This window comes from Streptomyces sp. NPDC085524, assembly GCF_044541755.1.
Lineage (GTDB): Bacteria > Actinomycetota > Actinomycetes > Streptomycetales > Streptomycetaceae > Streptomyces.
The window spans coordinates 184,904-211,464 of sequence record NZ_JBITTH010000002.1 but is presented as its reverse complement, the minus strand read 5'-3'; the positions used below and the strand labels follow the sequence as shown (position 1 = coordinate 211,464).

General features: G+C 72.1%; 21 protein-coding genes. 9 read left to right on the top strand and 12 right to left on the bottom strand.

Features of this window, described 5'->3' with window-relative positions; translation table 11 throughout:
• Positions 1 to 124: 124 nt before the first annotated feature.
• Positions 125 to 1,090 (bottom strand): alpha/beta hydrolase family protein, encoded by a 966-nt coding sequence (locus ACIGFK_RS03780; protein ID WP_376657015.1) that lies wholly within the window; start codon positions 1,088 to 1,090, stop codon positions 125 to 127.
• Positions 1,091 to 1,258: 168 nt separating this feature from the next.
• On the opposite strand from ACIGFK_RS03780, the gene ACIGFK_RS03775 reads away from it, so the two are divergent.
• On the top strand, positions 1,259 to 1,855 hold the full coding sequence (locus ACIGFK_RS03775) for a TetR/AcrR family transcriptional regulator (protein WP_376657016.1): 597 nt from the start codon (positions 1,259 to 1,261) through the stop codon (positions 1,853 to 1,855).
• Positions 1,856 to 2,037: 182 nt separating this feature from the next.
• On the opposite strand, the gene ACIGFK_RS03770 is transcribed toward ACIGFK_RS03775, so the two are convergent.
• On the bottom strand, positions 2,038 to 3,540 hold the full coding sequence (locus tag ACIGFK_RS03770) for an alpha/beta hydrolase family protein (RefSeq protein WP_400050394.1): 1,503 nt from the start codon (positions 3,538 to 3,540) through the stop codon (positions 2,038 to 2,040).
• Positions 3,541 to 3,797: 257 nt separating this feature from the next.
• Here ACIGFK_RS03770 and ACIGFK_RS03765 point away from each other — a divergent pair, with 257 nt between their 5' ends.
• Both ACIGFK_RS03765 and ACIGFK_RS03760 read left to right on the top strand, forming a co-directional pair.
• Positions 3,798 to 4,958: a sensor histidine kinase gene (locus tag ACIGFK_RS03765; protein WP_386463593.1), complete on the top strand. Its 1,161-nt coding sequence runs from the start codon at positions 3,798 to 3,800 to the stop codon at positions 4,956 to 4,958.
• Positions 4,955 to 5,632: a response regulator gene (locus tag ACIGFK_RS03760; RefSeq protein ID WP_386463590.1), complete on the top strand. Its 678-nt coding sequence runs from the start codon at positions 4,955 to 4,957 to the stop codon at positions 5,630 to 5,632. Before ACIGFK_RS03765 ends, ACIGFK_RS03760 begins: the two co-directional genes overlap by 4 nt.
• A gap of 393 nt (positions 5,633 to 6,025) precedes the next feature.
• Here the strand turns inward: ACIGFK_RS03760 and ACIGFK_RS03755 are convergent, their stop codons facing one another.
• Entirely contained in the window at positions 6,026 to 6,523 is a 498-nt protein-coding gene (locus tag ACIGFK_RS03755; RefSeq protein WP_386463588.1) for a hypothetical protein, read from the bottom strand.
• Between the two features lie 397 nt (positions 6,524 to 6,920).
• Here ACIGFK_RS03755 and ACIGFK_RS03750 point away from each other — a divergent pair, with 397 nt between their 5' ends.
• Positions 6,921 to 8,876, top strand: coding sequence for a hypothetical protein (locus ACIGFK_RS03750; protein ID WP_400050393.1), 1,956 nt, complete (start codon positions 6,921 to 6,923; stop codon positions 8,874 to 8,876).
• A gap of 213 nt (positions 8,877 to 9,089) precedes the next feature.
• On the top strand, positions 9,090 to 10,124 hold the full coding sequence (locus tag ACIGFK_RS03745; protein ID WP_400050392.1) for a helix-turn-helix transcriptional regulator: 1,035 nt from the start codon (positions 9,090 to 9,092) through the stop codon (positions 10,122 to 10,124).
• Here ACIGFK_RS03745 and ACIGFK_RS03740 read toward each other — a convergent pair.
• From ACIGFK_RS03740 to ACIGFK_RS03725, 4 genes are all read right to left on the bottom strand, one after another.
• The gene (locus ACIGFK_RS03740) at positions 10,115 to 11,089 is read right to left on the bottom strand and encodes an SDR family oxidoreductase (RefSeq protein ID WP_400050390.1); all 975 of its coding nucleotides are present in this window, start codon (positions 11,087 to 11,089) and stop codon (positions 10,115 to 10,117) included. The genes ACIGFK_RS03745 and ACIGFK_RS03740 overlap by 10 nt on opposite strands.
• A 302-nt stretch (positions 11,090 to 11,391) precedes the next feature.
• Positions 11,392 to 11,886: a hypothetical protein gene (locus ACIGFK_RS03735; protein WP_400050388.1), complete on the bottom strand. Its 495-nt coding sequence runs from the start codon at positions 11,884 to 11,886 to the stop codon at positions 11,392 to 11,394.
• Between the two features lie 489 nt (positions 11,887 to 12,375).
• Positions 12,376 to 13,494 carry a fatty acid desaturase family protein gene (locus ACIGFK_RS03730; protein WP_376657027.1) on the bottom strand — a complete coding sequence of 373 codons (1,119 nt, stop codon included), beginning with the start codon at positions 13,492 to 13,494 and terminating at the stop codon, positions 12,376 to 12,378.
• 7 nt (positions 13,495 to 13,501) lie between these two features.
• A complete protein-coding gene (locus ACIGFK_RS03725; RefSeq protein WP_376657028.1) occupies positions 13,502 to 14,557 on the bottom strand; it encodes a ferredoxin reductase in 1,056 nt (351 codons plus the stop codon).
• An 86-nt stretch (positions 14,558 to 14,643) separates the two neighbouring features.
• On the opposite strand from ACIGFK_RS03725, the gene ACIGFK_RS03720 reads away from it, so the two are divergent.
• A complete protein-coding gene (locus ACIGFK_RS03720) occupies positions 14,644 to 15,783 on the top strand; it encodes a helix-turn-helix domain-containing protein (RefSeq protein ID WP_376657029.1) in 1,140 nt (379 codons plus the stop codon).
• Positions 15,784 to 15,895: 112 nt separating this feature from the next.
• Here ACIGFK_RS03720 and ACIGFK_RS03715 read toward each other — a convergent pair whose 3' ends face one another.
• From ACIGFK_RS03715 to ACIGFK_RS03705, 3 genes are all read right to left on the bottom strand, one after another.
• A complete protein-coding gene (locus ACIGFK_RS03715; protein ID WP_400050386.1) occupies positions 15,896 to 17,005 on the bottom strand; it encodes a helix-turn-helix domain-containing protein in 1,110 nt (369 codons plus the stop codon).
• 275 nt (positions 17,006 to 17,280) lie between these two features.
• Positions 17,281 to 17,802 (bottom strand): hypothetical protein, encoded by a 522-nt coding sequence (locus tag ACIGFK_RS03710; protein WP_400050385.1) that lies wholly within the window; start codon positions 17,800 to 17,802, stop codon positions 17,281 to 17,283.
• A gap of 228 nt (positions 17,803 to 18,030) precedes the next feature.
• Positions 18,031 to 19,182 carry a Rieske 2Fe-2S domain-containing protein gene (locus ACIGFK_RS03705; RefSeq protein WP_400050384.1) on the bottom strand — a complete coding sequence of 384 codons (1,152 nt, stop codon included), beginning with the start codon at positions 19,180 to 19,182 and terminating at the stop codon, positions 18,031 to 18,033.
• Positions 19,183 to 19,545: 363 nt separating this feature from the next.
• On the opposite strand from ACIGFK_RS03705, the gene ACIGFK_RS03700 reads away from it, so the two are divergent.
• Positions 19,546 to 20,289 (top strand): SDR family NAD(P)-dependent oxidoreductase, encoded by a 744-nt coding sequence (locus tag ACIGFK_RS03700; RefSeq protein WP_376657033.1) that lies wholly within the window; start codon positions 19,546 to 19,548, stop codon positions 20,287 to 20,289.
• 330 nt (positions 20,290 to 20,619) lie between these two features.
• On the top strand, positions 20,620 to 21,837 hold the full coding sequence (locus tag ACIGFK_RS03695) for a GNAT family N-acetyltransferase (protein WP_376657034.1): 1,218 nt from the start codon (positions 20,620 to 20,622) through the stop codon (positions 21,835 to 21,837).
• On the opposite strand, the gene ACIGFK_RS03690 is transcribed toward ACIGFK_RS03695, so the two are convergent.
• Complete coding sequence (locus tag ACIGFK_RS03690; protein WP_376657035.1) at positions 21,827 to 22,798, bottom strand: FAD-dependent oxidoreductase; 972 nt, start codon at positions 22,796 to 22,798, stop codon at positions 21,827 to 21,829. The two genes, ACIGFK_RS03695 and ACIGFK_RS03690, sit on opposite strands and share 11 nt — an antisense overlap.
• 69 nt (positions 22,799 to 22,867) lie before the next feature.
• Positions 22,868 to 23,395 (bottom strand): hypothetical protein, encoded by a 528-nt coding sequence (locus tag ACIGFK_RS03685; protein ID WP_400050382.1) that lies wholly within the window; start codon positions 23,393 to 23,395, stop codon positions 22,868 to 22,870.
• 823 nt (positions 23,396 to 24,218) lie between these two features.
• Here ACIGFK_RS03685 and ACIGFK_RS03680 point away from each other — a divergent pair.
• Positions 24,219 to 26,426: a choice-of-anchor A family protein gene (locus ACIGFK_RS03680; RefSeq protein ID WP_400050381.1), complete on the top strand. Its 2,208-nt coding sequence runs from the start codon at positions 24,219 to 24,221 to the stop codon at positions 26,424 to 26,426.
• Positions 26,427 to 26,561 lie beyond the last annotated feature (135 nt).

The following is a 26,561-nucleotide window of genomic DNA, read 5'->3' as shown; positions in this document are numbered from 1 at the left end:
GCCGGTTACGACCGATGGGCGCCGAGGGACTTCACGCCGTGGCGGCTCGCTGCCCAGACCCCTGCACCGTTCCAGCCCGCTGACCGCCCCCCCTTCGCCCTCCGAGGCGGGCGCGGCAGGGTACTTACTTGGATTCGACTCGTCCCACCGGGTTGGGTCCGGTCGTCAGTGCCTCGTAGGCGGTCTGCCAGGCATTGTCGCCGGGGTGGAGCTGGGTGCGGAGATATGCCGCGGTGAGCCGGGCGAGGGCGGCGACTCGCTCGGGGCTTTCGTCGGTGGTCTCGGCGGCGTCGTATCCGGCGATCCCGCCGAGTCCGTGCTCCGCACCGAACAGGGTGAGCAGGGTTTTGGGGCCGGGCGCGAGGGTGTAGGGGTCGGCGTGCCAGTCCGGACCCATGTCCGTGAAGTGCCGGGGGTCGTCCTTGTCGCCGGTGACGACCAGCGCGGGTGCGGTCATGGTGGAGAAGTCGACGGCCCCGATGATCGGCCAGCGCTCGGCCATGGGTCCGTTGAAGACATCGCCGCCCCTGCCGGGCGGGGCGAGGAGTACGCCCGCCTTGATCCGCGGCTCGAGGAGGTGTACCAGGTTCCCGGTGCCGGGGTCGGTGAGTCCGGCGCCCAGCAGGAGGGCGGCGGTGAATCCGCCGAGCGAGTGTCCGGCGAGGGCGACCTTGGTGGGGTCGATCCGCCCGGCGAGCTGCGGCACGGCGTTCTCGATCACCTCGAGCCGGTCGAGTACGTGGGTCATGTCCTCGGCGCGGGAGCGCCAGAAGTCGGGTGCGCCGGGTGCATCTGCGACCAGGTCGGTCAGCGTCCTGGAGGTGAGGTGGGTGGGCTGGACGACGACGAATCCGTGTGCCGCCCAGAAGTTGGCGAGCGGCGCGTAGCCGTTGAGCGAGGAGAGGTTGTTCGAGGGGCCGTGGCCGTGGGAGAGGAGGATGACGGGGAGGCCGGTGCCGGTAGAGGGTGCGGAGACGCGCACCTGGAGATCCACGGGACGTCCGGGCACGGACAGGACCACGGGGCTGAAGGACAGGACCGGGACCGGGACGGGCGCGACCCAGGCCTCGGCGGTGATGGATGTACTCACGGTGTGGCTTCCTTTCGGTGGCGCCTGCCGCCCGCTGGGCTCCTGCCGTCGACGCGCGGACAAGGCGGTCAGGGGTGTCCCGTTTCGGCTAAACTGAAACGGAACGCTGCTCCACTTAACATCCGGAGCATCGCTCCGTTTTGTCAACCGGTGCCGAGGGAGAACGTGATGGCCGCCGAGGGTCCTGCAGGGGATTCGCCGTCCAGAAGCAAGCGGGCCGACGCCCAGCGCAACCGGGAGACGGTGCTCACTGCCGCAGCCGAGGTGTTCGTCACCTCCGGCGTCGACGCGCCGATCCGCCAGATCGCGGCCCGGGCGGGAGTGGGGATGGCCACGATCTACCGCCACTTCCCGACCCGGGCGGACCTCGTCACCGCCGTGTACCGGCACCAGATCGAGGCGTGCGCCGAAGCCGGCCCGAACCTGCTGGCCGGCACCGGTTCCCCGCTCGACGCACTGCGCCAATGGATCGACCTCTTCGTCGACTTCCTGGTCACCAAGCACGGCCTCGCCGACGCCCTCCAGTCCGACAGCGACCGCTTCGCCGCGCTGCACGCCTACTTCCTCGACCGCCTGCTGCCCGTCTGCGCCCAACTGCTCGACGCCGCGGTCGAGGCCGGCGACATCAGGCCCGGCACGCAGCCCTACGAGCTGATGCGCGGCATCGGCAACCTCTGCATCGGACGCGACAACGACCCCCGCTACGACCCCCGGCGCCTGGTCGCCCTCCTCCTCCAGGGACTCCGGCAACCCCGGACGGCCTGATGCCGACGAGCAACATCGCGACCCCGCACACTGCCTCGCGACCTGAACCGCCTCTTCTCGGCAGCCGGATGCACCGGCACGCACGTGCCGCACCACCCCACCCGCCGATCCCTGCGCGGTGCCCTGCAGGGCGGTCGGCCACGCCAACGTGAGCCGCAGGCCGCCCGACCGCAGACGGACGATCACGGGGCTGGCGTCGGAGTTCCCCGAGCGCCTGACGATGAGACCGTGCCGTATGCCCGGAGCGTGTCGGCCGGGTCCCCGGGGCCGCCTCGCAAGGTGGCGTCCAGAAAGGCGAGGGTGGCCGCCGCCACGACGCGCGGGCTCTCGGTGCGGCCCAGGGTGCCGACGATCGAGGGCACCGGCGGCAGGTAGAGCGGGCCGTCCATGAAGGTGAGGTGCCCGGCGCCGGGGATGGTGAGCCGGTAGCCCGTCGCGGTGCTGTGCGCGAGGGCCTCGGTGAGCCGGGGCAGGTAGCGCGGGTCGGTGCCGGCGGTGATCTCCTGGGTGAGCGCGAGCGCCGGCTGCTCGAGGGCGGGCGTGGTGGGGCCGTGGGGGTAGCCGTCCAGGTCCACGACGGCGTCGAACCGGCGGTCCTGCCGTGCCGCCTGCAGGGCGGCGGCTCCGCCCAGGGAGTGTCCTGTCACCGCGGTGCGGCCGGTGTCCAGGCGTCCGGTCAGCGGGTCGGGCGTCTCACCGCGGTCCAGCCGCTCCAGCTGGGTGAGGACGAAGCCGAGGTCGGCGGCCCGGACGGCGGTCCAGCCGGCGGCCAGTTCCTCGTCCCTGTCGCGGTCCCCGGAGGAGGTGGTGGTGGCGCGGACCGTACGGCCGTCGGCGAGGACGACGACGGTGGAGTCGTACGGGTGGTCGAGGGCGGCCACCAGGTAGCCGTGGCTGGCCAGCTCCTCCGCCCAGGCGGTGTTCTGGGTCCGTACCCCGCCCGACCCCGGGGAGAAGAGGACGACCGGGAACCGCTCTCCCCCATCGGCCACCGGGGCGTCGACGACCGCGCGGCTGCGGGCCCTCGGGACGCCGTCGACCAGGAAGCCGGGCAGGCCGGCCCCGCCGGCGAGGGCCTCCGAGACGGTCCGCGCCTCGTCCTGCGTGCGTCCCAGGTACTGGGCCCGCGGGACGCCGGCAGCGCTCTTCTGCGCCGGGTACCAGAGCTGGACCACGACCGTGCGCCGGTCGTCCGGATCGGCGGTGAAGCCCTCGGGGCGGAGCGGGTCGGTCCACTGCACCACCCGGGTGCCGACCGCGAAGTCGCCCGTCGGCTCGGGGAAGACGGGCACGGGGAAGGCCCAGGCGGCCACCGGGCCGGTGGCGATCAGGGCGGCGCAGGCCAGCGATCCCGGCAGGGCCAGCCACCAGCGGGCCCGCCGCGCCGGTCGGCCGGTACGGCGCCGCAGCAGGGGCGGGAGGGCGAACGCCGAGGCGACGGCGGCGCCGGCCAGGACGGGCAGCATCTGCCAGCGGATCCCCACGATGCCCAGCGCGATCGCCGACGGTACGAGGACCGCCCCGGCCGCGACGGTGCCGGGCCGGCGGGCGGCCGGGGGGAACCAGCGCGCCACCAGCAGCGCGACGGCGCCCAGCAGGACGAGGACTTCCGGAAGGGACAGGGACAGCCCCGGGATGGTTTCGGTCACCCGGCCATGCTCGGCACCGGGCCCGCGCCGCCGCATCGGCCCCGGGGCGCCGCCCCCTGCGACCGGGGTGGCAACCGGAACGGGCCACGGTGCGACCGGGGTGGCAACCGGGCACCCCGGACCGGAGGCCCGCCTGCGACCGCGGGAGGTAGCGGGTGTCCTCCTGTGGTCGTACCCCAGCCCGATGTGCTCCGACCCCGGGCTCATGTGCAGTGCGGACCCGCGGCCTAGGCTGCGGCTGTACGCGGTGGCGGCCCCGGCCGGGCCCCCACGAGGACCGATCGGCGGGAGATGTGACGGTGCGCCATCGGGACCGGGTACCGCCCCTGGTGTGGGACTCGGTGCTGCCGGCGCTGCTCCTGCTCCACGTCGTGACCACGTACCCGGCCGGGGAGCTGCCGGTGGCGGCGGCGCTCACCGCCGCCCTGGCGCTGCCCCTGGTGTGGCGGCGCCGGGCCCCGCTCGTGGTGTTCGCCGCCGTGGTGGCCGCGGCCTTCGTCCAGTGGCTGGCGGACGTCCAACTGCCCGCGGACATCGCCCTGCTGGTGGCCCTGTACGCGGCGGCCGCGCACACGGGCCGGCGCGGCACGCTGCTCGCGGCCGCCGTCGTGGAGGGCGGGGCCGTGCTGGCCTGCCTGCGTTGGGCATCGAACGGCGCGTTCCTGACCCCGTTCGTGGCGCTCTCCGCGATGGTGGTCGCCGCCGCCGTCCTCGGGGTGAACGTGCGGACCGGCCGGGCCTACCTCGCGGCCGTACAGGAGCGGGCCGACCGGCTGGCGCTGCACCAGGAGCAGGAGGCGCTGCTGGCCGTCGCCGAGGAACGGGCCCGGATCACCCGCGAGATGCACGACATCGTCACCCACAACCTGTCCGTCATGGTCGCGCTCACCGACGCCGCCGTCTACGCGCAGCACAGGTCCCCGGACCGGGCCACCGCCGCGATGCTGCAGATCTCCGAGACCGGCCGGCAGGCGCTGACCGACATGCGGCGCTCGTTGGGCGTCCTGCGGGCCGACGAGCCGGACGCCGAGCGCCACCCGCAGCCCGGCATCGCCCAGCTGGAGGTGCTCGCCGACCAGATGGCCGCCGCCGGGCTGCCGACCGGCCTGGAGGTCCGCGGCGGCCACGCCCATGTACCGGCCACCGCACAACTCACCGTCTACCGCCTGGTGCAGGAAGCGTTGACCAACACCCTCAAGCACACCCCCGCCGGCACCCGCGCGACGGTCCTGGTCGACTGCTCGGCCGGGAGCGTCGGCGTGGAGGTCACCGACAGCGGCCCCCGGCCGGCGGCCCTTTCCGCCGCCGCACCGTCGTCCGGCCACGGCATCCCCGGCATGCGCGAGCGTGCGGCCGCCTACGGGGGAACGCTGCGGGCCGGACCGCTTCCGGGCGGCGGCTGGGGCGTGCGGACCCGGCTCCTGCTGGGCAGCGGCGGGACGGGCGCCGTATGACGATCCGCATCGTGATCGCCGACGACGAGGCGCTGCTCCGGATGGCCTTCGGTACGGTCCTGGAGGCCCAGCCCGACATGGCGCCGGTCGGCGAGGCTGCGGACGGCGCCGAGGCCGTCCGCCTCGCCCGGGAGCTGCGGCCCGACGTCGTACTGATGGACGTCCGGATGCCCGGGACGGACGGGATCGAGGCGACCCGGCAGGTCGTCGAGGTCTCCCCGGGGAGCAGGGTGCTGATCCTGACCACCTTCGACCTGGACGCGTACGCCTTCGCCGCGCTCGGCGCCGGGGCCTCGGGCTTCCTGCTGAAGAACACCCGGCCCGAGGAACTGCTCACCGCGATCCGCAACGTCGCGGCGGGCGACGCGGTGCTCTCGCCGCGGGTCACCCGGCGCCTGCTGGAGGACTTCCGTCCGCACCTGGCCGACGGGGGCACCACCGTCGCCGTACGCGACGAGCGGCTGGACCGGCTCAGCGCCCGGGAGCGCGAGGTGCTCGTCGAGGTCGGTCGCGGCCTGTCCAACGCCGAGATCGCGGCCTCCCTGTACCTGGCGGAGGCGACGGTGAAGTCCCATCTGGGGCGGATCCTGCTCAAGCTGCAACTCCGCGACCGGATCCAGGCCGTGGTCTTCGCCCACGAGAACCGCCTGGTCCCCCGGCCTGACGCAATCTGAGGGCTCAGAACGGCGGCCGGACCACGGCCCGGACCACACCGCCCCGCTGCTCCGCGCGGCGGCGCCGCGCAGGCGGGCCGGCCATTCCAGCGTGAGGCGCAGTTCGCCGGACCCGCCGGACCTGAACACCGGTCGGCGTCCGGCCCAGAGCTCGCAACACCCCACCCATACAGGGAAAATGCGCCGACCCGATCCTTCTGCACCACCCTTCACGGCGGGGGAACGTGGCCCTGGCCCGGCCGGAGCCGGAAGCCGGCCACCCGCGCGGGGTCGGTGCCGGGAAAGGGTGAGCCGCCCTGGGCGTCCCTTTGACCGACACTTCCTTTCGTGCGACCGTCCCCAATGGTGCGACGCGAGGGGAGAAGGCCGGGGTCAGGTGGACGTCGGGGTCCGTCAGACGAGGTGGATCGTGAAGCGCCTCACGACCTTGGGGGTCGTGGCGATCGTGTCGGAGTGGACCGAGCCGCGAGCCCTCTCGTACTTCCCGGTGCCGCCGGTGATCGCGCTGTCGAAGGGGCCCTGGTCGATGTAGTTGAAGTACACCCCCTGCGTGGTGAGCTGGCCGCCCGGGAGGATGTAGGTCACGAGGCACTGCTCCGCTTCATCGGCGCCGCCCCGGGTGGTGGTGCAGCTGCCGTGGGTCTCGCCGACCTTGTTGTGCTCTTCGTCGAAGAGGTCCGAGCGGACGACCACTTGATCGCCCTGCGAGACGCTGCCGGGGGTGACGGGGAAGCGGGTCAGCTGCTGCACCTCGGCCAGAACCGTGATGGTCCGGCCCTTGTCCTTGGTCTGGGCGGAACCGGTGTCCGTCGCGGCGGCTGCGACGGGGGTGCAGGCGAGGAGGGTGACCAGCGTGGCCGTGCCGAGGCAGGCCGCTCTGATGGGGCGCATCATGCGACTCCTGAGGTTGATGTTCTGGAATGACCGGATGACGAATTTCCATCCGATTGCGTTTGCTTCCTTTCATATCCCCGACTCCGCCCCGCCGCGGGGCACCCCGGCACGAACCACCGGCACATCCAGCCGGTCGGACCAAAGTCAGGCGGCGGAGCTCGGCACGAAGGCGAACGTCAGCTCCAGGCGATACCGGATGCTCGGTCGGCGGCAGCCACGGCTGAGGTCATGAATGGCGGTGGCCGTGACCAGCCTGCTCCTCCCAGTGGAAGCGCTCCGCCGGTCCGGGACGGGTGTGGGGAGCGCCCGCGCCAGGCACGGGCGTTCACCACGCCGCCACGCCGCCGCGCCCCCACGCATGTGACCAAATGATGATTCCTTCGTTGTCCGCAGCGTGGGACGACCTCAAGGCTCCGGAGCCGGGCTGCGTCAGGCTGAGGCGATCATCGTGGAGCGCTACCCCCAACTGCTTCGTCTGGCCTACCTGGTGCTGCCGCCGGACCTCGACCGGCACACGCGGCTGCTGCGCGCCCACCGCGCCGTCCAGCACTCCCTGCGGGCCGCGGGGCGCCGGGCACGGCAGGGTGGGGATCCGCTGGCAGCCGTGCGGGCCGAGGTGGTGCGGCGCGCGGCCGGGCGGCGGCGCGGACCGTTCCCGCCGTGGGTGTGGGGGCTGCGGATGTGGCCCACCGCCGAGGGGCTCGACCAGGCGGCGCGCGGACTGGCGGGGCTGTCCTCGTACGCCCGCGCGGCGCACGTGCTGTGCCGGTACGACGGGCTGGACGAGGACGCCGCGGCGGTCGTGCTCGCGCAGGCGGGAGCCGGTGATCCGGGCGGCGAGGTACAGGCGGCCCTCGCAGCCGGTACCGGACCGGGGCCGGAGGAAGGGGCTGCCCGGGACATGGGTGCCGGGCCGCGGCCCGGCAGGGAAACGGTCTTGCATCCGGCGGACGTCCACACCCGTCCCACCGACCTGCTGCTGCGCCGCACCCGCATCCGCGCCGCCTGGGGCATCGCCGCCGTCCTGCTGCTGGCTGCCGGGCTGACCCGGGCCGCCGTCGCCGGGCCGGACTCCGGGCTTCCCGCCGCCTACGCCGGAGCACCCGCCGCCCGCGCCGTCCTCGATCCCGCGCGTCTGGTCCGGGTTCCCGCGCAGGCCTGGGCCGACACCGGCCGGGTGGACTTCACCGCCTGGCCCGCCCGCGGTCCGCGCACCGGGGACCGGTCCCTGCTGGCACGGGCCCTGGGCACGTGGGCCGCGCCGCCCTCCGGTACGGCCGTCACCGTCGCCCCCACGGCCTCGGCACAACCACCGGGACACCCGCCGCAGCTGCTGTTCGCGGGCGATCCCCGGCCGGGGACGGCTGTGGTCGTGTTCCTCGACGCCGACCGGGTCGTGCGCTACACCGAGCAGGGCGGCCGCCGGGGCCTGGACATCGCCCGGACCGACGACGCCAACGTCACCACGGCTGCCGCCGTCACCCTGACCCGGGACGGGGGCACGGCCCGCCGGCTCCTCGCGCCGTGGATCGCCACCGCCGGGGTCCGGGACCTTGCCGCCCCTGCCACCACTGCCCGGCCCCTGCCGATCGGCCCCGATGGAACGGTCACGACCGAGTTCCCGCGCGAGGACGCCGGCCGGCACGGGCCGGATGCCGACGCGAGCCTCGGCGCAGGGGGCGGTGCCTGCGGGCCGCGTCCGGTCCTGGAGGTCGCCTCCTCACCGCGCATCGTGGAGAAGCATGCCTTCCTCCTCGCCGACCGCGGCGGGCTGCTCCCCGTCCACCTCACCTACACCCCGCCCGCGGAGGGCGCCGACGCGCCGCCGGCCCGCCAGCCCCGCGAGGCCACGGGGCCCGCGGCCCTGGCGCGCTGGGCCCAGGAGGCCTGCGCGCTGGACGCGGTGGACGGGCGGGCGGTCCGGGCGGTCAACCTCTGGGACTTCGCCGTCACGGAACTCCCCGAGACCTCCGGCCGGGCCGTCTGGTCCTGTACCCGCGCCACCCACTGGACCGGGCAGGGCGACGTCCGGATCCGCCTCCGGCCGCCCACGGGCGCCTCACTGCCCGTGGCCCGGGCCGGCTCCACCGCCGCCTGCGGACGCTTCGGGCAGCACGTCCTCGCGACGACACTCTGGCGGGCCCCGTCCGGCCGCACCTACCAACTGGCCGCGGGCAGCCGGGAGGTGACGGAGATCAACGCCACGGGATCCCTGCACTCCCGTACGCCCGGCCGCAGCCTCGCCGTCCCGGCGCCACCGGCCCCCGCTCCCCCGGCCACCCTGACCGCGACACTGCGCAGCGGCGCGGCGATCACCGCCCTGGACTCCCGGGGCGGCGGCCGGGACTGAAGGAGTCCTCCACCCGATCGCCGTCGTGGCGTCGAGCACCCCGCGGCGCCTGCCCGCCCCTGCCCGCGGCCTGACCCGTGCGAGGGCCCGGTACCGGGCCGGACCTCGGGCAGCGCCCCCTTCGGGTGGCGACCCGTCACGGGGGGGGGCACGGCATGGCGGCAGCCGGTCGCGGGAGACGGGGGAGGACGGTGGATGCGTGATCCTTGAGGCATGCGTGCCGCCCGCCTGATCCGCATGGCCCTTCTCGTCCAGTCGAGCCCCGGCCTGACCGCCGCCGACCTCGCCCGGGAGTTGGGCGTATCCAGGCGCACAGTGATCCGCGATGCCCAGGCGCTCCAGGAGGCGGGGGTCCCCGTCCGGTCCGAGCGTGGACGCACGGGCGGCTACCGTCTGGCGCCCGGCCACCGGACGCGGCTGACCTCCCTCCATCCCAGCGAGGCGGAGACGCTCTACCTCTCCGGTCTGCCCGAGGCGCTGCGTGACCTCGGGCTGTCGGGGCCGGCGGACACGGCCCGGCTGAAGCTGTCGGCCACCCTGCTCCCCTCGCTTCGGGCGGCGGCCGAGTCGTCGGTGCGCCGGTTCCACCTCGACGCCCCGGCCTGGTTCCGCGAGCCGTCGGCGCCGGAGCTGCTGCCGGACCTGGCCCGTGCCGTGTGGTCCGACCGCACGGTCGAGCTGGAGTACGCGCGGCCCGGCCGGGACGGCGCGGCGCCGCACGGTGTGAGCCGGCTGCTGGAGCCGTACGGGCTCGTCCTGAAGGCGGGGGTGTGGTACGTCGTGGGCTGCGTCCCGGAGGAGCGGCCAGGCTCGGCCGCCTCCTGGCGTACCTACCGCGTCGACCGGGTCACGGCGCTGTCCCCGGCTCCCGGCGCCGCCGAACCCTTCGTCCGCGACCCGTCGTTCGACCTGGCCGCGTACTGGCAGGAGCACGCCGCCGGGTTCGCCCGGACACTGCTGCGTGCGACCGCCACCGTACGTCTGACGGAGGCGGGTCTGCGGCGCCTGCCCTCCGTGGCGGATCCGGCGGGCGTGGACGAGGCGCTGGCGTCGGCGACCGCCCCGGACGCGGCCGGGCGGGTCACGCTCGACCTGCCGGTGGAGTCGCAGGAGGTCGCCTTCGCCCAGCTGGCCGGGCTGGGAGCGGACGTGGAGGTGCTGGGACCGCCGGGCCTGCGCGCCCGCTTCCGCGAGAACGCGCACGCCCTCGCCGCCCTGTACGGCGCGGAGCCGGAGGATCAGCGGTAGTCGTCGGGCGTGCCGTCCTTGCCGCCGTACACGACGTCCTCGAAGTACGCCCAGGCGTCCGGCTGGCTGCCGTCCACGTCCCGTACACCGTAGACCTTGGCGAGGTCGCCGCTGGAGGCGGACTTCCCGTTCCAGCGGGCGGCCCGGTCCGGGTCGGCGGCGAGGGCGGCGAGCGCGCGGGCGAGGTAGTACGGCGACTCGGCGATGGCGAAGGCCGGCTCCTGGGCGATGGCGTCGCGCCAGTTGTCCTCCGTCACGCCGAAGTGGGTGAGCATCTGCTCCGAACGGAGGAAGCCCGGGGTGACGGCGATCGCGGTGCCCCCGTACTCCTCCAGTTCCCGGCCCAGACCGAAGGCGATCCGGATCGGGGCGTTCTTCGCGAGGTCGTAGTAGAGGTTCTCGCGGTAGCGCCGGTTGGAGCGTGCCGTGCCGTCGGTGACCTCCACGTGCAGCGGCGCGTCCGAGCGGACCAGGAGCGGGAGGGCGAGCGCGGCGGTGATGACGTGCGAGCGCACCCCGAGTTCCAGGACGCGCAGTCCGTCGGCGAGGGGGGTCTCCCAGCTCTTCTTGCCGAAGATGGAGGTGGCCGTGAGGTGCTCGCCGCCCCAGAGGTCGTTGACGAGGATGTCGAGCCGTGCGTGGTCGCGATCGATCCGGTCGACGAGGGCCCGTACCCGGTCCTCGTCCAGGTGGTCCGTGGGCACGGCGATGCCGGTGCCTCCGGCGGCCGTGACCAGCTCGGCGGTCTCCTCGATGGTCTCCGTGGTCCGGCCGACCTCGCTGACGTGCTCGCGGGTGGTGCGTCCGGTGACGTAGACCGTGGCGCCGGCTCGGCCGAGTTCGACGGCGAGGGCGCGTCCGGCGCCGCGGGTGGCCCCGGCGACGAGGGCGATCCGGTCGGCGAGCGGGCGGTGCCGGTCGGGGTGCTGGGTGTCGGGGTACTGGGTGTCGGTGTCCTGGTTCATGTCACCACCGTGCATGCCAAAGGTGACAGCCAACGGCACCTTTTCCTGCGACTTTCCGTGCGGCGTGAAGGTCGGGTCGATCTCCTCCGGCGTCGGCCCGCGGCGACCCCGGCGGGATCTCCCGTACAGCCGGGAGAATCGCCCGATGCACAGGGTGATCACCATGGCCGGCTCATTGGAGCGCCGCCGACCGGAAGCGATGTCTGGAGGAGGAAGACGAAGTCCGGCGCGGGCGGCGGGGTCTGATCGCGCCTGGCGGTCCCTTCGATCGGCTGGTCGCGAACGCCCCGGTACGTGGACCCTCAGACCCCGGCCGTGCAGAACACGCAGGCCTGCCAGAACGGCAGCGCGTCCAGCACCCGGTGGCGTACGCAGGAGGCCATCGCGGCCTCCTGCGGCCCTGGCAGGACGCCCGCGCCGACCCGCGCGGTCGCAGGGTCGAACTCCTCCACCATTGCCCGGTAGGTGCGCAGGTACCCCTCGGCCCGTGGCGGCTCGTACGTCAGTTCCTCCCACCGGTGACGGGACAGCGCCAGGTCGAGCACGCGCAGCAGGAAGTCCTTGGCCGCGGCCCGCTCCTGCGGCGTGTCCCCCCAGTCGAGCTCCGCCAAACCGAAGCCGACCACCCCACGCCCCATCACGTTCTGGTCCTGGAGCGTCAGCAGGGCGGCGAAGCGGAAGTCCCACGGCTTGTGGGCCAGCGCCGACACGGCGAGCATCAACACGTCCACGAACACCGCCGTGCCGCCGTTGGTCATCTCCAGGTACCGGCCGTTGCCGCCGCCAAACATGTTCATGTCTCGAGAGTAAAGAAGGCAAAGCCTACGAACCGGCCAGCCGGCGGCCGAAGGCCCCTCGAATGACGGACCAACTGGTCGAGGACGTCTACGTCAGCCTGACCGAACGGCTCATCGCCGACCGGGAGAGCTCACCGTGATGCGCATCTGGGCCCGCCCGCAAGGCAGTTCGTGCCGTATCCCGCGGTAGGACACTCATGCTCGGTATCGGGTTGCGCGCCGGAAGCGCCGCCGCTGTGCCCCCTGGACTTGGCCGGCGACTGGCTGGAAGGAGGACAGCCGGAGCTGCAACCGGCAGCCGCCAGGCCGGTCGTCGGTGTCGAAGCGGATGGCCTCGGTCACGTCGTGGTCGAACTTCCACTGCTCGCCCGTCCTGCCGCCGCACTGAGCGCGTCGCCGTCGGCAGTGAACCGCATGCCGTCCGCAACGGTCTCACCGAACCCGGTGGTGCCGCCGGTGCGGCCGAAGGATCTGAGCCGGTACCGGGGATCAGGCCGCGACGAGCTCCTGCTCGCGGTCCTGCGTTCTGACCTTGGGCTTCCTGTTCGGCAGCGAGAGCCGGAAGACCTTGTGCCACGCGGAGAACACCTGCTTGGGCAGCGGCCCGGTGACGTACTCCAGCTCGTACTTTTCGAACAGCGCGCGCACCTTCACAGCGACCTCGGCGTACCGGTTGCTCGGCAGGTCCGGGAACAGGTGGTGCTCGATCTGGTGCGACAGGTTGCCGGTCATGAAGTGCATGGCCCTGCTGCCGCTGATGTTCGCCGAGCCCATCATCTGGCGCAGGTACCACTGGCCGCGCGTCTCGCCCTTGATCGAGCGTCGCTCGAAGACCTTTACGCCCTCGGGGAAGTGCCCGCACATGATCACCGAGTGGGTCCAGATGTTGCGGACCAGGTTCGCGGTGAACGTGGCGGCGAGCGTGGGGAGGAACGACGGGCCCGACAGCAGCGGGTGGATCACGTAGTCCTTGAGCACCTGCTTGCGGATCTTGCGGCCCACGGCCTTGGCCCGGGCACGGAACTCCGGGTTCTTGCGGCGGCGCCCCCGCAGGTTCTTGCCGAGCTCCAGGTCGTACGCCGCGATGCCGTACTCGAAGAAGCAGGCGTTGAGGAAGTTCCACAGCGGCTGGCCGAGGTGGAAGGGGTGCCACCTCTGGTCCTCGTCGACGCGCATGATGCCGTAGCCGAGGTCGTTGTCCTTGCCGATCACGTTGGTGTACGTGTGGTGCAGCTCGTTGTGCGAGTGCTTCCACTGGTCGGACGGCGAGACGTGATCCCACTCCCAGGTGGTGGAGTGGATCTTCGGATCCCGCATCCAGTCCCACTGGCCGTGCAGGATGTTGTGGCCGATCTCCATGTTGTCCATGATCTTCGCCACGGACAGTCCGGCGGTGCCGATCAGCCATGCGGGCGGGAAGATCGAGAACAGCAGCACGCCCCTGCTGACCAGCTCGAGCTTGCGCTGCGCCGAGATGACCTTACGGATGTATGCGGCATCCTTCTCACCGCGGCTGGCGATCACCTCATCCCGGATCGCGTCCAGCTCGCGGCCGAGCTCCTCGATCTGCTCCGCGGTCAGGTGGGCGGTGGGGTCGATGGCGGTCAAGGTGGTCCTACCGTTCGATGTCGCAGGGGCCCGCCGCGGCGGACACGCAGGTCTGGATGAGGACGCCCGGCTCGGCCTCGGTGATCTCGCCGGTGCGAAGGTCGCGGACGGCGCCCGCCCTGAGCGGCGTGACGCAGCCGAAGCAGATTCCCATGCGGCACCCGGACGGCATGAGCACGCCGGCCTCCTCGCCGACGTCCAGCAGCGGCGTGGCGCCGTCCGCGTCGACGGTCTTGCCGGTGGCGCTGAAGGTGACCTCGCCGCCGTCACCGGTGACGACGATGCCGGGGCGGAAGCGTTCGGTGTGCAGGCGTTCTTGGACGCCGTGCTCGCTCCAGTGCTCTTCGGCGGCGTCGAGCAGGCCCGCGGGCCCGCAGGCCCAGGTCTCGCGCTCGGCCCAGTCGGGTACCAGTTCGTCGAGACGGGCGATGTCGAGCATGCCGTCCGTGTCGGTGTGCACCTCGGTGAGCCGCAGCTTCTTGTCCGCGACAAGGTCGTGCAGCTCGTTGCGGAAGATCACGTCGTGCGGCTGTGGCGCGCTGTGGACCATGACGACGTCGTCGAACTCGGTGTCGCGCAGCATGCCCATCACTGGTGTGATGCCGCTGCCGGCCGTCAGGTAGAGCACCTTGGCGGGCTTGGCCTGCGGCAGCACGAAGTCACCGGCCGCCTGGTCGAGCTGGATCAAGGTGCCCGGTGTCGCTCGGTGGACGAGGTGGTTGCTGACCTTGCCGTCCGGGATCGCCTTCACGGTGATCGTGACGCGGTGGTCCTGGCGGTTCGTCGGCGAGGTGATGGAGTAGGCACGCCACAGGCGCACCCCGTCGACGTCGACCCCGATCCGCACGTACTGACCGGCCGTGTGGCCGCGCCAGCCCCGACCCGGCCTGATCACGATGGTCGCGGCGTCACCCGTCTCGGGGTGCACGGCCTCGATGCGCCCCCGCAGGTCGGCGCCCGCACGCAGCGGGCTGACCAGGTCGAGGTAGTCCGACGGCAGCAGCGGCGTCGTGACCATCTCCAGCAGCTTCCACGCCCTGCTGCGGAGGGCTGTACTCGTCATGACTCCAGCTTGCTGCGCTTCAGGGCGTAAAGTCCTGACCACAGGACGTAAATCTGGTCGGCCGAATTGTTCGCAAGGAATAAAAAATGAGCCATGTGATCCGGAGGGCCAGCGAGCTGGCCCTCGATGAGACGACGGTCACCGCGCTTCGGGCCGCCCTGAAGAGCACCGCCGACGAGGTCGTCCAGGCGATCATCGACGAGGTCCCTTCCTACGCCAACGCCCTCTCGGGCCGCATGGGCGGCACCATCCGCCGAGCCGTGCGCACCGCCCTGGGGCACTACCTGGACCTCGCGAGCGGGAACGCCACGGGCGGCGACGGCGGTGACGCGGCCTACGAGCTGGGCCGCGGCGAGGTCCGCGACGGCCGTTCGATGGACGCCCTGCTCAGCGCCTACCGCGTCGGTGCCCGCGTGGCCTGGCGATGCCTGGCAGCGGGGGCCGTGCCCGCAGGTCTGCCCGCCGCCGAGGTCGCCAAGTTCGCCGAGCTGACCTTCGCCTACATCGACGAGCTCTCCGCCGCGAGCGCCGCGGGCCACGCCGACGAACTGGCCGCCCGGGGCAGGGCCCACGAGCTCCACCTGGAACACCTGGCCCGCGACCTCCTCGCCAACGCGAGCCCGGACGTGCTGCTGGCCTCTGCGGGGCGGGCCGGGTGGCAGCCTCCGGTTTCACTGACCGCGGTCCTGCTGCCCGCCGCCCAGGCCCGGCCTGCCTACCGCACGCTCGACCCGAGCACCCTCGTCCTCGACGATCTGCCGGACGCCTCCGGTGTACTGCTCGTCCCCGATGCCGACCGGTCACATCTCTTGCGGCAGCTGACCGACCGCACCGCCGTGGTCGGCCCGGCCCGGCCGTGGACTCGAGCGTCCGCCTCGTACGCACGAGCCGCACGCGCGCGCTCCCTCTCCCCCGATATCCGCGACACCGAGGACCACCTGCCCGAGCTGGTGCTGAGCGCCGACGTGGACGCGTTCGCGGACCTGCGTGCCCGAGCCCTCGCACCGTTGCAGACCTTGTCTGCCGCAACCGCACGGCGGCTGGAGGAGACGCTGCGGGCGTGGCTGCTGCACCAGGGCAGGCGGGACGAGGTCGCGGCGGCGTTGTTCGTCCATCCCCAGACCGTCCGGTACCGGATGTCGCAGCTGCGGGAGCTGTTTCCGGATCTCGCATCGCCACACCGGGTCCTCGAGCTGACGCTGGCGGTCGGCCTTCGGGTCGGCTGACCCGTACTTCGACCGTCTGCGACCGAGTCCGCGAGCGGTCCAGTCAGCACATGGGTGGGTGCGGCGGCATGAGCGGGGACGAGCGCCGAACCGAGAAGCAAAGGCCGGACGATCAACAGCCGATGACTCTCACATCCGGGTCGGCAGCCCGGTCCGTGTCCGGCGGGTGAGTGGGGCCGGTGATGGCCGTGGGGACACGTCCAGGCTCGAGCGGCGCGTGGGGGTGTCCGTTGACTGCCGGGTTTCTGCGCTCCGAGTGCTGTGGGGTGGTCAGGGCAAGCGCACGATGTTCGGTGGGGGTGATGCCGTAGGCCTCGCGGAATGCCCGGCTGAACCCGGTGGCGCTGGAGAAGCCCCAGCGAGCCGCGATCGCTTGAACGGGCAGGCCGTTCAGTTCCGCGCATGCGAGGTCGGCGTGGGCGCGCTCGAGCCGGCGTTGGCGGATGCATGCAGCGAGGGTCAGGGGCTGGTCGGAGAAGAGTGCGTGGAGGCGCCGCAGGGACATGCTGTGCCGATCGGCAATCATCCGGGGAGTCAGGTCCGAGTCGCCGAGGTTGTGCTCGATGAAGCGGTAGACCCGCTTCAGTGCCTCCAGTGCGCGGGCCCCGGCAGGCGCCTGGCCGGGATCACCGAGCTGCCGAGCGAGGAACGCGGTGGCCAGGTCCAGGGTGACGGCCCCCATCGCATGCAGTTCCTCCGGGCGACAGTGCGGGCCGCGTGCGACCAGCGACGTGAGGAAGTCGGCGAGGATCGCCCCTGACCCCGCGTCTGCGGCCAGGCCCTGCGCCAGGAGGCGGTCCACCCGGTCCGAGCCGAGTGCCAGGGCCTGACGGGGAACCTGCACGACCAGCGTCCCGACCTGCCCGCCCGTGCAGCTCCCTTCACTCGGCCGCGAGGTGTCCGTGAGCACGAAGCCGCCCGCGACCACCGACTCGTTCCCTCGCTGCGAGATCCTGAAGGCGCCCTGCGTGATGAGGGCCAGCTGCAGGTTCTCCGGATCGCCGCGCCGGACATGGGCCAGGGTGCGGCGCGAGGCAACCGGGGAGCAGACGAGCGAAGACAGCTGCGCAACACCGAGATCCAGCGACATGAGGCTCGCCTGGAAGTCGTCCGCATGGCGGGTGTTGAGCGAGACGGGCATCACATCACTGGACACAGTCTCACAAAACCAATCGAACCGATCCTTGCGCTCGAGAGCATCCGACGTAAGCAGCGACACCATGCGATCCCCCACACCTCAACGTGGCAGCGATCCGGTCGCTTGCCTTGTTCCAAGTCGTTTAACGCGATGAGCACCTCGGGTTGTTTCACGATTCGCCCACGTCGTAGCGGGTGACCTCACACGACTGCGCCCGGCGGGGAGAGCGCTCGGCCACGGAGCGGTCGTCCGCGTCCAGCTGAGTCACCGTCCATTCCGCGCCGTGCGGTCGCAGTACGACGGCCCGGCTCCCCGCTGCGCGGGATGCCGGGCCGTCGTAGTTGCGCCCGGGGCTGATGTCAGGGGTTGTCGACCGTGCCAGGGTCGACGAGTGCGCCGACGTGGTTGATCTTCCCGTCCGGTCCGAGGGTCACGTCGACGATGACGGGCTGGATCGGGTGCGGCGGGACGATCGGATGCGGCGGGACGATCGGGCCCGGCGGCCAGACGTTGTAGAAGCGGGGGTGGAAGGTCACAGGGGTGATCGGGTCAGGCGGGTAGGCCGCCAGGTTGGTGTCACTGCCGACGAAGTGGTAGAGGCCCCCGCTCACCTGCCCGATCCCGGTGGTACGCAGCAGGGTGCTCGTGACGCGGGCAGTGCCACCGCCTCCCGGCCCGTTCTCGGTGACGACCCGGACACTGATGCTGCCGGTGACGTCGATCGGTTCCGTGCCGAACGTCCGGAAGGTGCCGCTGAGCGGCAGCACGACGGTCTGCCGGTCATCTGCCGAAGCAGGGGCCGAGGCGACGGACAGTGTCATGCCCAGCATGGCCATGACGAGGCAGGCCTTCGTGGCGGCGCGTGCGAGATGACCGCGCATGGATGCTCCCCTCACTGAGGCGGGACCACGTGTGCACGCCCTCCCGCAGACGGAACTCCAGCCTGGCCAGCCCCCGAACGCATGTCGAGCCGGACCGGCCCGTACGAGCAGGACTTCGCTCGACCGGCCCTGACCCAGTGGCGGCGAGCAAGCCCCGCCACCGCGCCACCGGAACGGCCGGGCCACTGCAGGTGCAAGCCCCCGGGCGGAGGGGCCACGTCCCTCGTCTCACCGGGGCGCGCCACGGTCGTCTCCGCACGGGCCGGCGTCCGGGCAACCCGGAGCGGCGAGCGGCGTGCCGTTCGCGCGCAGCACCTTCCGCACGTCGAGGATCAGCGGGAAGACCTCTTGGTTCAGGTCCGCCCCCTGCTCGTCCCAGGCCCGCTGTTCGGCCTCGACGGCCATCCGGTCCTGGGCGAACACGCGCTCGGTGAAACGCCGGATCAACGGCCAGGCCAGGTGGAGGGCGCCGGGGATCGCGGGTTTCGCGATCATGAGCAGGCCGAAAACGCGGCTGACGCGCTGTTCGATGTCCTGCGGTACGTAGGCAGCCCACAAGGAGAAGGCGGCCGTGGCGGACGACTCGGGGACCGTCTGAAGCGTCTGGTACGGGTATTGGGTGCGGATGGTGACGACGTCAGGCGTCGAAGCGCCGCCCACGCCTTCGCGGGACAGGAGGCCCGCGCCCCGGTCCTTCCTGCCGCCGGAGGGGACGAAGAGGTACCTGGCCTCCACGGAGCTCGGGCCCGTGTCGTACCCGAGCAGCTTCGGCTGGATCCGGCCCAGGACGCCCCGGTGGAGGAACTGGTGGTTCATGTCGAGCAGGTTCTCGTGCAGGAACGAGTAGTGGCAGCGCACCGTGCGGGAGAACATCATGGTCCGGTGCCGGGCCGATTCCGCCTCCGGGAGCACGGGCAGGGGTGTGACCTCGGCTCTGGCGGGGTCGCCCGGGAAGACGAAGACGAGTCCGTAGCGTTCGCGGACGGGGTAGGAACGCACTCCCCGGGGCGGCCGTTCGGCGCCCTTGGGGAGGTAGGGGATCTGCGAGATGCGGCCGTTCCCGCGATAGGCCCACGCGTGGTAGCAGCAGCGGAGGACCTCGCCCTCCACCACGCCCATGCTCAGCGGCACCTGGCGGTGGGCACAGCGGTCCTCCAAGGCGTACGCCGTCCCGCCGGCGCTCCGGTAGAGCGCCATGCGCCGGCCCGCGAAGGACACTGCGCGGACCTTGCTCCTGCGCAGGCCCGCGGACCGGGCGACGGGGTACCAGAAGTCCGGATCGATCCCCACGCGCCGCAAATCGACCTCCTGCGTCCCGCGGTCGCCGGCCTCCGGCGCCTGCCCGCCGCTCGCAGTGGTGGCGTCGGCCTCCTGGGTCATGCGCGTCCCTCTCGCTCAAGACATTCGCCCTACGGGCCCGGCGAGACAAGACGAACACGGTCCGTACGGGTGCGCGATCCGTGGTCCCGCCGACCACTCCCCTGCGTCTCACCCGGAAGGCCCCGTACACGGGCGGGCGGGGTAGGGGTCCGCTCCACCCGGCTGCCCGTGGTGGGGCGGATGCGGGCACAGGCCAGCCGTGCGGCAGGCCCTGGCCGTCGTCCGAAGGCACACGGCCACCCGGGCGGAACAAGACGGCTCTCCGCCGCGTGCGCCGGGCGTCCGTCCCGCTCATGCCAGGATGCGCACTGAATCAGCCCCACGTCGCACGCAATGGCAGCTCCTGCCGCCATGAGGAGACCCGTGACGCACACGACCCGCCGGATTCTGGTGACCGGTTCCACCGACGGCCTGGGACGCGCCGCAGCGCAGGCGCTGCTGTCGGCGGGGCACGAGGTGGTGGTGCACGCCCGCAACCAGGAACGCGCGACCGGCCTCGGACCACTGCTGGAGCAAGGAGCAGGGATCGTGACGGGCGACTTCACCGACCGCGACGCCGTACTGCGCATCGCCGCGGAGCTGGACGACGCGCCACCCCTCCACGCGGTCATCCACAACGCGGGCGTATGGAACGGCCCGGCCGTCATGCCGGTCAACATCGTCGCGCCCTACTTGCTCACCGCCCTGCTGCGCGCACCGCGACGGCTGGTGTACCTGAGCAGTGGCTCGCACTTCGGCGGACACCCCCACGCTTCGCTGGCCGGTATCGACTGGCGCGGTGAACACGCGGGGTCGTACGCGGACAGCAAGCTCTTCGTCACGGCGCTCGCCGCCGCGGTGGCCCGCCTGCGCCCCGGAGTGATGAGCAACGCCGTGGATCCGGGCTGGGTGCCGACGAGAATGGGAGGCCCCAACGCGCCGGACGACCTCGAACTGGGCCACCAGACGCAGGAGTGGCTGGCGTCGAGCGACGATCCCCAGGCCCTGACGAGCGGTGGGTACTGGTACCACCGTCAGCGGCAGGAACCACATGAAGCGGTCCACGACCACGCGTTCCAGGACCGGCTGCTGCGCGCACTGGCTCATGAAACGGGCGTCCTCCTGTGAACCGACACGCCGCAGTGCCCGCCCCTGTTCGGGGGAATCTCGTAGGGCTGGAGTTCCCGCTCTCCACGAAGTAGCCGTCGAGGGCGAACCCGAGCAGGCCCGCTCGCAGACGGGGCAGCTGCGGCGGGGCAGCCTATCCGGTCGTGAACGGTGATGACCCCCGGGTGCCGGGCGAGTCATCACCTTCGGCTCGAGTCGGCCTGCAGTCGCTGTTCGACCGCCTGCCGGCACCGGGCTGTTGGCCCGAATGACAACTTCACTGCGAATCAGGGTAGTTGTCTTGCACCATGGGCCCGTCAGGGCGCCCCGAACCGAACGAAACGGACGGACATGGCTGCATGGTCCACCCGGGCGGCCGAAGCCGCCGATCTGGCCGGGCTCCGCCTTCTGCTCACCGACTCGTGCGAGGCCGTGGACGTCCCGTCGCCGGCGCTCCTCGCCGAAGCCGTCGACCGCGGGTTGGTGCGGGTGGCCGAGTCCGAGGGCGAGCTGGTGGGGTGCGTCGCGGCGGAAATGCCCTCTGCAGGGCACGTACGTCTCTCGGTGATCGCAGTCAGGGAGCGGATGCGGAGGCAGGGTGTGGCCTCGCGGCTCCTGGCCGAGACGGTGGCACCTCCCTCGCGGGCTCCGGGCGAGCAGCCGCTCGTGTCCGCCGTCGCGAGGACCTGCGAGACCGCAGTAACCCGCCTGCTCCTGGTGGGCGGCTTCATCGGGACCCGGGTCATGCAGACGGGCGGCGCGAACGACCCCCTGCACGTCCACTTCCAGTACAAGGCGCGGGTGGAGTACATGGACCCGGACGCCCGTCATCTCGTGCACGTCCATGCGCGGCAGCAGCTCACCGAGTCGCTGGCACCCTCCGATCACGCGGTGACGGCACTGGTGATCCTGGCTGGTGAACCCGCCTTCGAAATCGCCCGGTTCGAGCAGGACGACCCGGCGGCGCTGCAGTCCGGGGAGGCCGCGGCCGGCATAGCGTTCTCCGGCGCCATACTCGCCGCGATCACCTTCCTGCTGGGCTTCTCCTTCACGTCGAGCCGGTTCCCCGACGACGTGCGCCTGCTGCTCATCGGAGCGACGTTCAGCACCGTGCTCTCCCTCATCATCTATGCGAGCGCCTCGGGAGAGCTGGCACGGATCCGGTCGAACGCCTTCGGCAAGATCATGAAATGGGGGAACGTCCTGTCCGAGTACGGTGGTGTGCTCCCCTTCCTCATCTCGCTTCCCGTCACCTATGCGCAGGCCAGCGGCAACCCGTGGACGACCATGGTCCTGGCCGTCCTGCTCAGCGCGGCCATCGCCTGGTACGAGCACTCCGAGTTCTCGATAGCCCACCGATTCGGGCGGAGCCTGAGCGAGCGTGCTCTGATGCTCATGACGGCCGCGTCTCCGGCGGTCGGCTCCGCACTGGTGGTGGCAGACGTCACGAGCTGGCCGTGGACCACGGCGCTGGCCGCGACGCTCGCAGCGAGGACCTGGCTCTACCTCTTCCGCAGGGGCGCGGAGGCCGACATCGCGGAGCGCCGCCAATGGCAGATCAGGAGGTAGCACGGTCCGGTCCGACCGTCCCGCGGACGCGCTCCGTGATCTCGCGGGCGCACCCCCAGGACAGGGTCACCCCGGCCCCGCCGTGCCCGTAGTTGTGCAGCAGCAGCGTGTCCTCGTGCCGCTCCTCCTCGAGCCGGACCTGCTTCCGTACGGGCCTCAGCCCGACCCGGTGTTCGAGCACCCGGGCTCCGGCCACCGACGGCTCGACGGCGGCGCAGCGGCGGACGATCTCCCGGGCCGCGGCCGGGTCGGGTCGCCGTTCCCAGTTCCCGTGGTCGGCCGTTCCCCCCAGGACCAGCACATCGGAGTGGGGATAGATGTAGACGAGTTCCTGGGCGTCCGGGGTGTCGTCACAGAAGAAGGACCGGACACCGGGGTTCTCCACGACGACGAGCTGGCCGCGCACCGCCTCGACCGAGGCGTCGTCCGCCAGGAGCCGGGCGCCGGCACCGGAGCAGTTGACCACCACGGGTGCCTCGCACAGCGCCTCGTCGAGGGTGGCGTAGTGGTGACGGCGCATCCGGCCGCCGGCCTTCGCGAGGCGGCGCACGAGGTAGTCGAGGTAGCGCGGCATGTCGACGAGGGGCGCACGATAGCGCCAGCCGACCGCGTACCCCCGCCGGAGCTCCTCGACCGGGCACACGCGCGCCTCCACGAGGGCGCCCCACTCCGGCATGTCACGGGGAATCCTGGATTCGTGCGTGCCCTCCACCAGCCGGATGCCCGTCCGTGCGTCCGTGCTCAGCTCGTTCAGCACCATCAAGGTCTCCCGGCTCCACCGCTCGACCATGTCCCTCGGCTCGACCAGGTAGGGGTCCCACATCGCACCCGCGGCCGCCGAGGTCGTCGCGCCGGGCGGTTGATCGGCGTCCACCCGGACGTCCATTCCGGACTCCGCCAGGCTCACCGCCGTCGTGAGACCTGCCACTCCGGCACCGATCACCACTGCCTTGGCTGCCACTTCCCGCCTCCCGCGTCCGAGACTCCCGGCGCCCATCCGGGGCAGCGTGATGGCCGGAGAGCTTTGAGGCTATCCGAACCGGTCTGCGCGACCCCGGGTGAGCGCGCCGGCGCCGCGCTCACCCGGGCCCCAGTACTCCTCGTGGGTGAGCCGGTCCGCCAGCCGACCGAACGCCTCCCAGGTCTCCCTGCCGGCGATCCGGCTGACGAGCACGTCCTCTTCGGTGATGAGCTGCTCACGCCAGTGCAGCACCGGCTCGAACGGGACGGATCCGAGGACCTGAGCGCAGCCCATGCCGAGGGAAGAGGCGAGGTGCCTGAGGTCGTCCTCGGCCCTGAGCAGCCATACGGCCTGGGAGGGCGGGAGCTGTGACCACAGTGGCGACGTGGGATCAGGGACCGCGGCGCGGACGAAGCGAACGGCGGAGCGCAGCCGCTCCTCGTCGTGGCCGCGTCGGACGCCTGCGGAGACGATGCCGTGCCCGCCGAAGGCCAGGTCCGCCGCTGCTGTCACGTGCTGTCGGTAGGCCAGGTTGACGCTGGTGACGGAGCGGCAGGTGCCTCCCTTGTCGGAGGCGGCGAAGATCAGCGCGGTCACGTCCCCACGGCTCGGCCGCGCGGGGCCGGGCGAGCGCATCGAGCCGTCGCAGGACGTCGAGGGCCGGCGCATGGGCAGTGCCCGGCCGCTGGGCCCACGACACCGTCGCCGGGTACTCGGCTGTCCGCGTCCCGGGATGGGCGCCGCGTACGTCGTCCCACAGGCCTGCGCCGTCGCCCTCCCCTATCCGGCGGCTCCACAGGTGGCCCGGTGCTGGTGACGTCCCAACCGGATGTGCGGAGAGGGGACATGGCGCGGGAAGCCGTCTCAGCAGCCGTGGCGGTCGCGGGATGATGCCCTTGGTACGCCGTCGCATAGTGGTAGCGCAGCGGCTCGCGCGGGTCGGCCACCTTGGGTTCGTCGAGGGACAGCCGCCGGAGGTGGACCCGAACGGTCAAGTCAGTGATCAGCACAACCAGTTGGCGGCGCAGGGAACGGCCCAGCCGGTCCAGCTCGTCATGCGCTTGAGAAGTCATATCCATGCTCGGCCCCTTGGTCCCGGAACGTATCACGGGGCCACTTCCGTGGCTGGGGTCGTGCTCGTCGCCGCCCCCACAGCCGGCTGCCGGAATGTCCGCCACGCCCGACCGCATTGCCGTGCGCGGCAGCGCGGTCGCAGAGTGCGGCCCTCGCGACGGCGGGGACGGCGGCATCGGGCGGTGTGTCCCGGTGGTCCGTCCGCGCCGGAGTGACCCAGCCCGGCAAGTGAGTGATTGTCGTACCGGAATTCCGTAGCCGAGGAGTGTCCTGCGACCGTCGTGCCCCACCGCGCCCTCAGGCTGTCAGGCATCAGCGTGAGCAGTGCCGTAACGGACGGAGCGTCATGTCAGCAGGAAACCGGGCCCTCGGGCTGGCCGTGGGGATCGTACTGGCCGCTGTCGGGTCCCCCACCGCCCTGGCCGCCGGGCACGGCGCGGGCCCCGCAGCCCCACACGCCCTGCGGGCACCGCTGCCCAGCGGTCTGGGGCCGTGCATCCCCGGTACGGGACCCGGCGAAGCCTGTCCACCCGTCTGGCCGGAACCCAACAACCTGCCCTTCACGGGCAGGGACAACAACATCAACGTCTTCGTCGGCGGCAACATGCTGGTCCGTCGCGGCGCCGCCGAGGCCGAGGGCAAGGTCGTCGTCCTCGGCGACTTCGACATGAACAAGAGTGCCGGCGGCAACGTCTACAACGTCGGCATCGCCGGAGTGGGCTCCCGGGTGCCTCCGTCGAACGGCTCGGACTTCCTGACCGCCGGCAACGACGTGCGCGTGGCCCCTGGCCAGCGGCTGCTGGCCGACGGGGGCGTGATCCGCTACGGGTCCACCCTCACCGGAACCGCCACCGGTACGCTCACCCACGACCCGGACGCGGCCGCCCCGTACGCCGTCCTGCGGGACCGCCTCACCGCCGCGAGCGACTGCTACGCCGACCAGGTGGCGAACGGCACAACCACTTGGACCCCTCAGGAGACCGTCTTCACCGGCAACGGAACCTCCCCGTTGCAGGTCTTCACCGTTTCCCGGGACCTCTCGGGCCCGGGCACGGCCCAGCAGACGATCCGCTTCGCGGGCATCCCGGCGGGCGCCACCGTCCTCGTGAACGTCCTGGGCTCCTCCCCCACGATCCGCGTCAACAACGTGCTCCTGCCCGCCGGGCTGCGCGAGCGGCTGCTGTGGAACTTCCCCGACGCCGACACCGCCGAGATCGCCGGCTCGGCGCAGCTCGGCGGCAGCGTCCTGATCGGCCCCCGGACCTCCGTGGCCACGGTTTCCGTGATCGGCGTGAACGGCCGCTTCCTCACCGCCGGCAGCATGACGCACACCAGCCCGACCGAGACCACGGGCCTCGGAGCGGAACTCCACGCGTACCCCTTCAACGGCGACCTTCCCGAGTGCACGCCCGTGCCGCCCGTCACCGGGAACGTGTCCGTGGTCAAGCACGACGAGGACGGCCGTGCGCTGGCCGGGGCCGTCTTCGAGCTGTGGCGCGAGACGAACGGCGCCGAGGGCCTCCAGGCCGGCGGCCAGAACCCCGACACCAAGGTGTCCGACTGCACCACCGGCACCGACGGCCTGTGCAGCCGCGAGGAGGAGATCGGCACGTACTACTGGCGCGAGACCGCGGCGCCTCCCGGGTACCTGCTCCCCGATGAGCCGGTCCGCCGCCTGGAGCTGACGCGGGAGAACGCCGGAGGCGGGGTGAGCATCACGGCGGTCAACCGCTGGCAGACGCCGCCGGTTCCCACCGGGGAGGTGGTGCTCACCAAGCGCGACGAGGGCACCGGGGCGGTCCTCCCCGGAGCCCGCTTCGAACTGTGGCGGGAGACCAACGGCGTGGCGGGGCTCCAGACCACCGGCGGCAACGCCGACACCCGGCTGTCCGCGGTCTGCGTGACCGACGGCGAGGGCACCTGCCGGGTCAGCCTGCCGGTGCGGGAGACGTACTACTGGCGCGAGATCGGCCTTCCGGACGGGTACGAGCCCTCCGGCAGTCCCGTCACGGTCTTCGAACTCGGCGAGGCCGACACCGGAAGGGAGAAGGCCGTCACGATCACCAACCGGAAGCGGGACGTGGACCGTCCCGGCTCGGTCCGCATCCTGAAGAAGGACGCCAAGAAGGACCGGCCCCTTCCCGGAGCGGTGTTCCGGCTCTGGAGGGAGACGAACGGCACGTCCGGGCTGCAGACCGGTTCCCCCGGCGCCGACACCCCCGTGGGTGACGAGTGCACCACGGACGAGCAAGGCGTCTGCGAGTTCACACCGCTGGACAACGGCCAGTACTACGTGGTCGAGACGCGCGTCCCCGACGGCTACGTCCTTGCGGGCGATCCCGTCACCGGACCGCTGACGCTGGGCGCCGCCACACCCGGCCACCAGGTCACCGTCACCCTCCACAACCAGCGGGACAAGCACGACAAGGAGCACAAGCCCGATGGGCACGGGAAGCCGGGGAAGCCGGAGAAGCCCGGCCACCCGGACTGGACCAGCCCCGGCAACTGGCTCGACGACGTCCTGAAGCCCGGCCACGGCGGGCCCGGGCACTGAACGACTGGGCCCGCAGACCGCGTCCACCGGCTCGGGATGGTCCGACTTCACCTGCGCCAGGGCGACGGGCATGAACGCCGCGGCAGTGGCGGCCTCCGCCTGGGTCAACGAGAGGACGCTGCTGATGACCCTTTC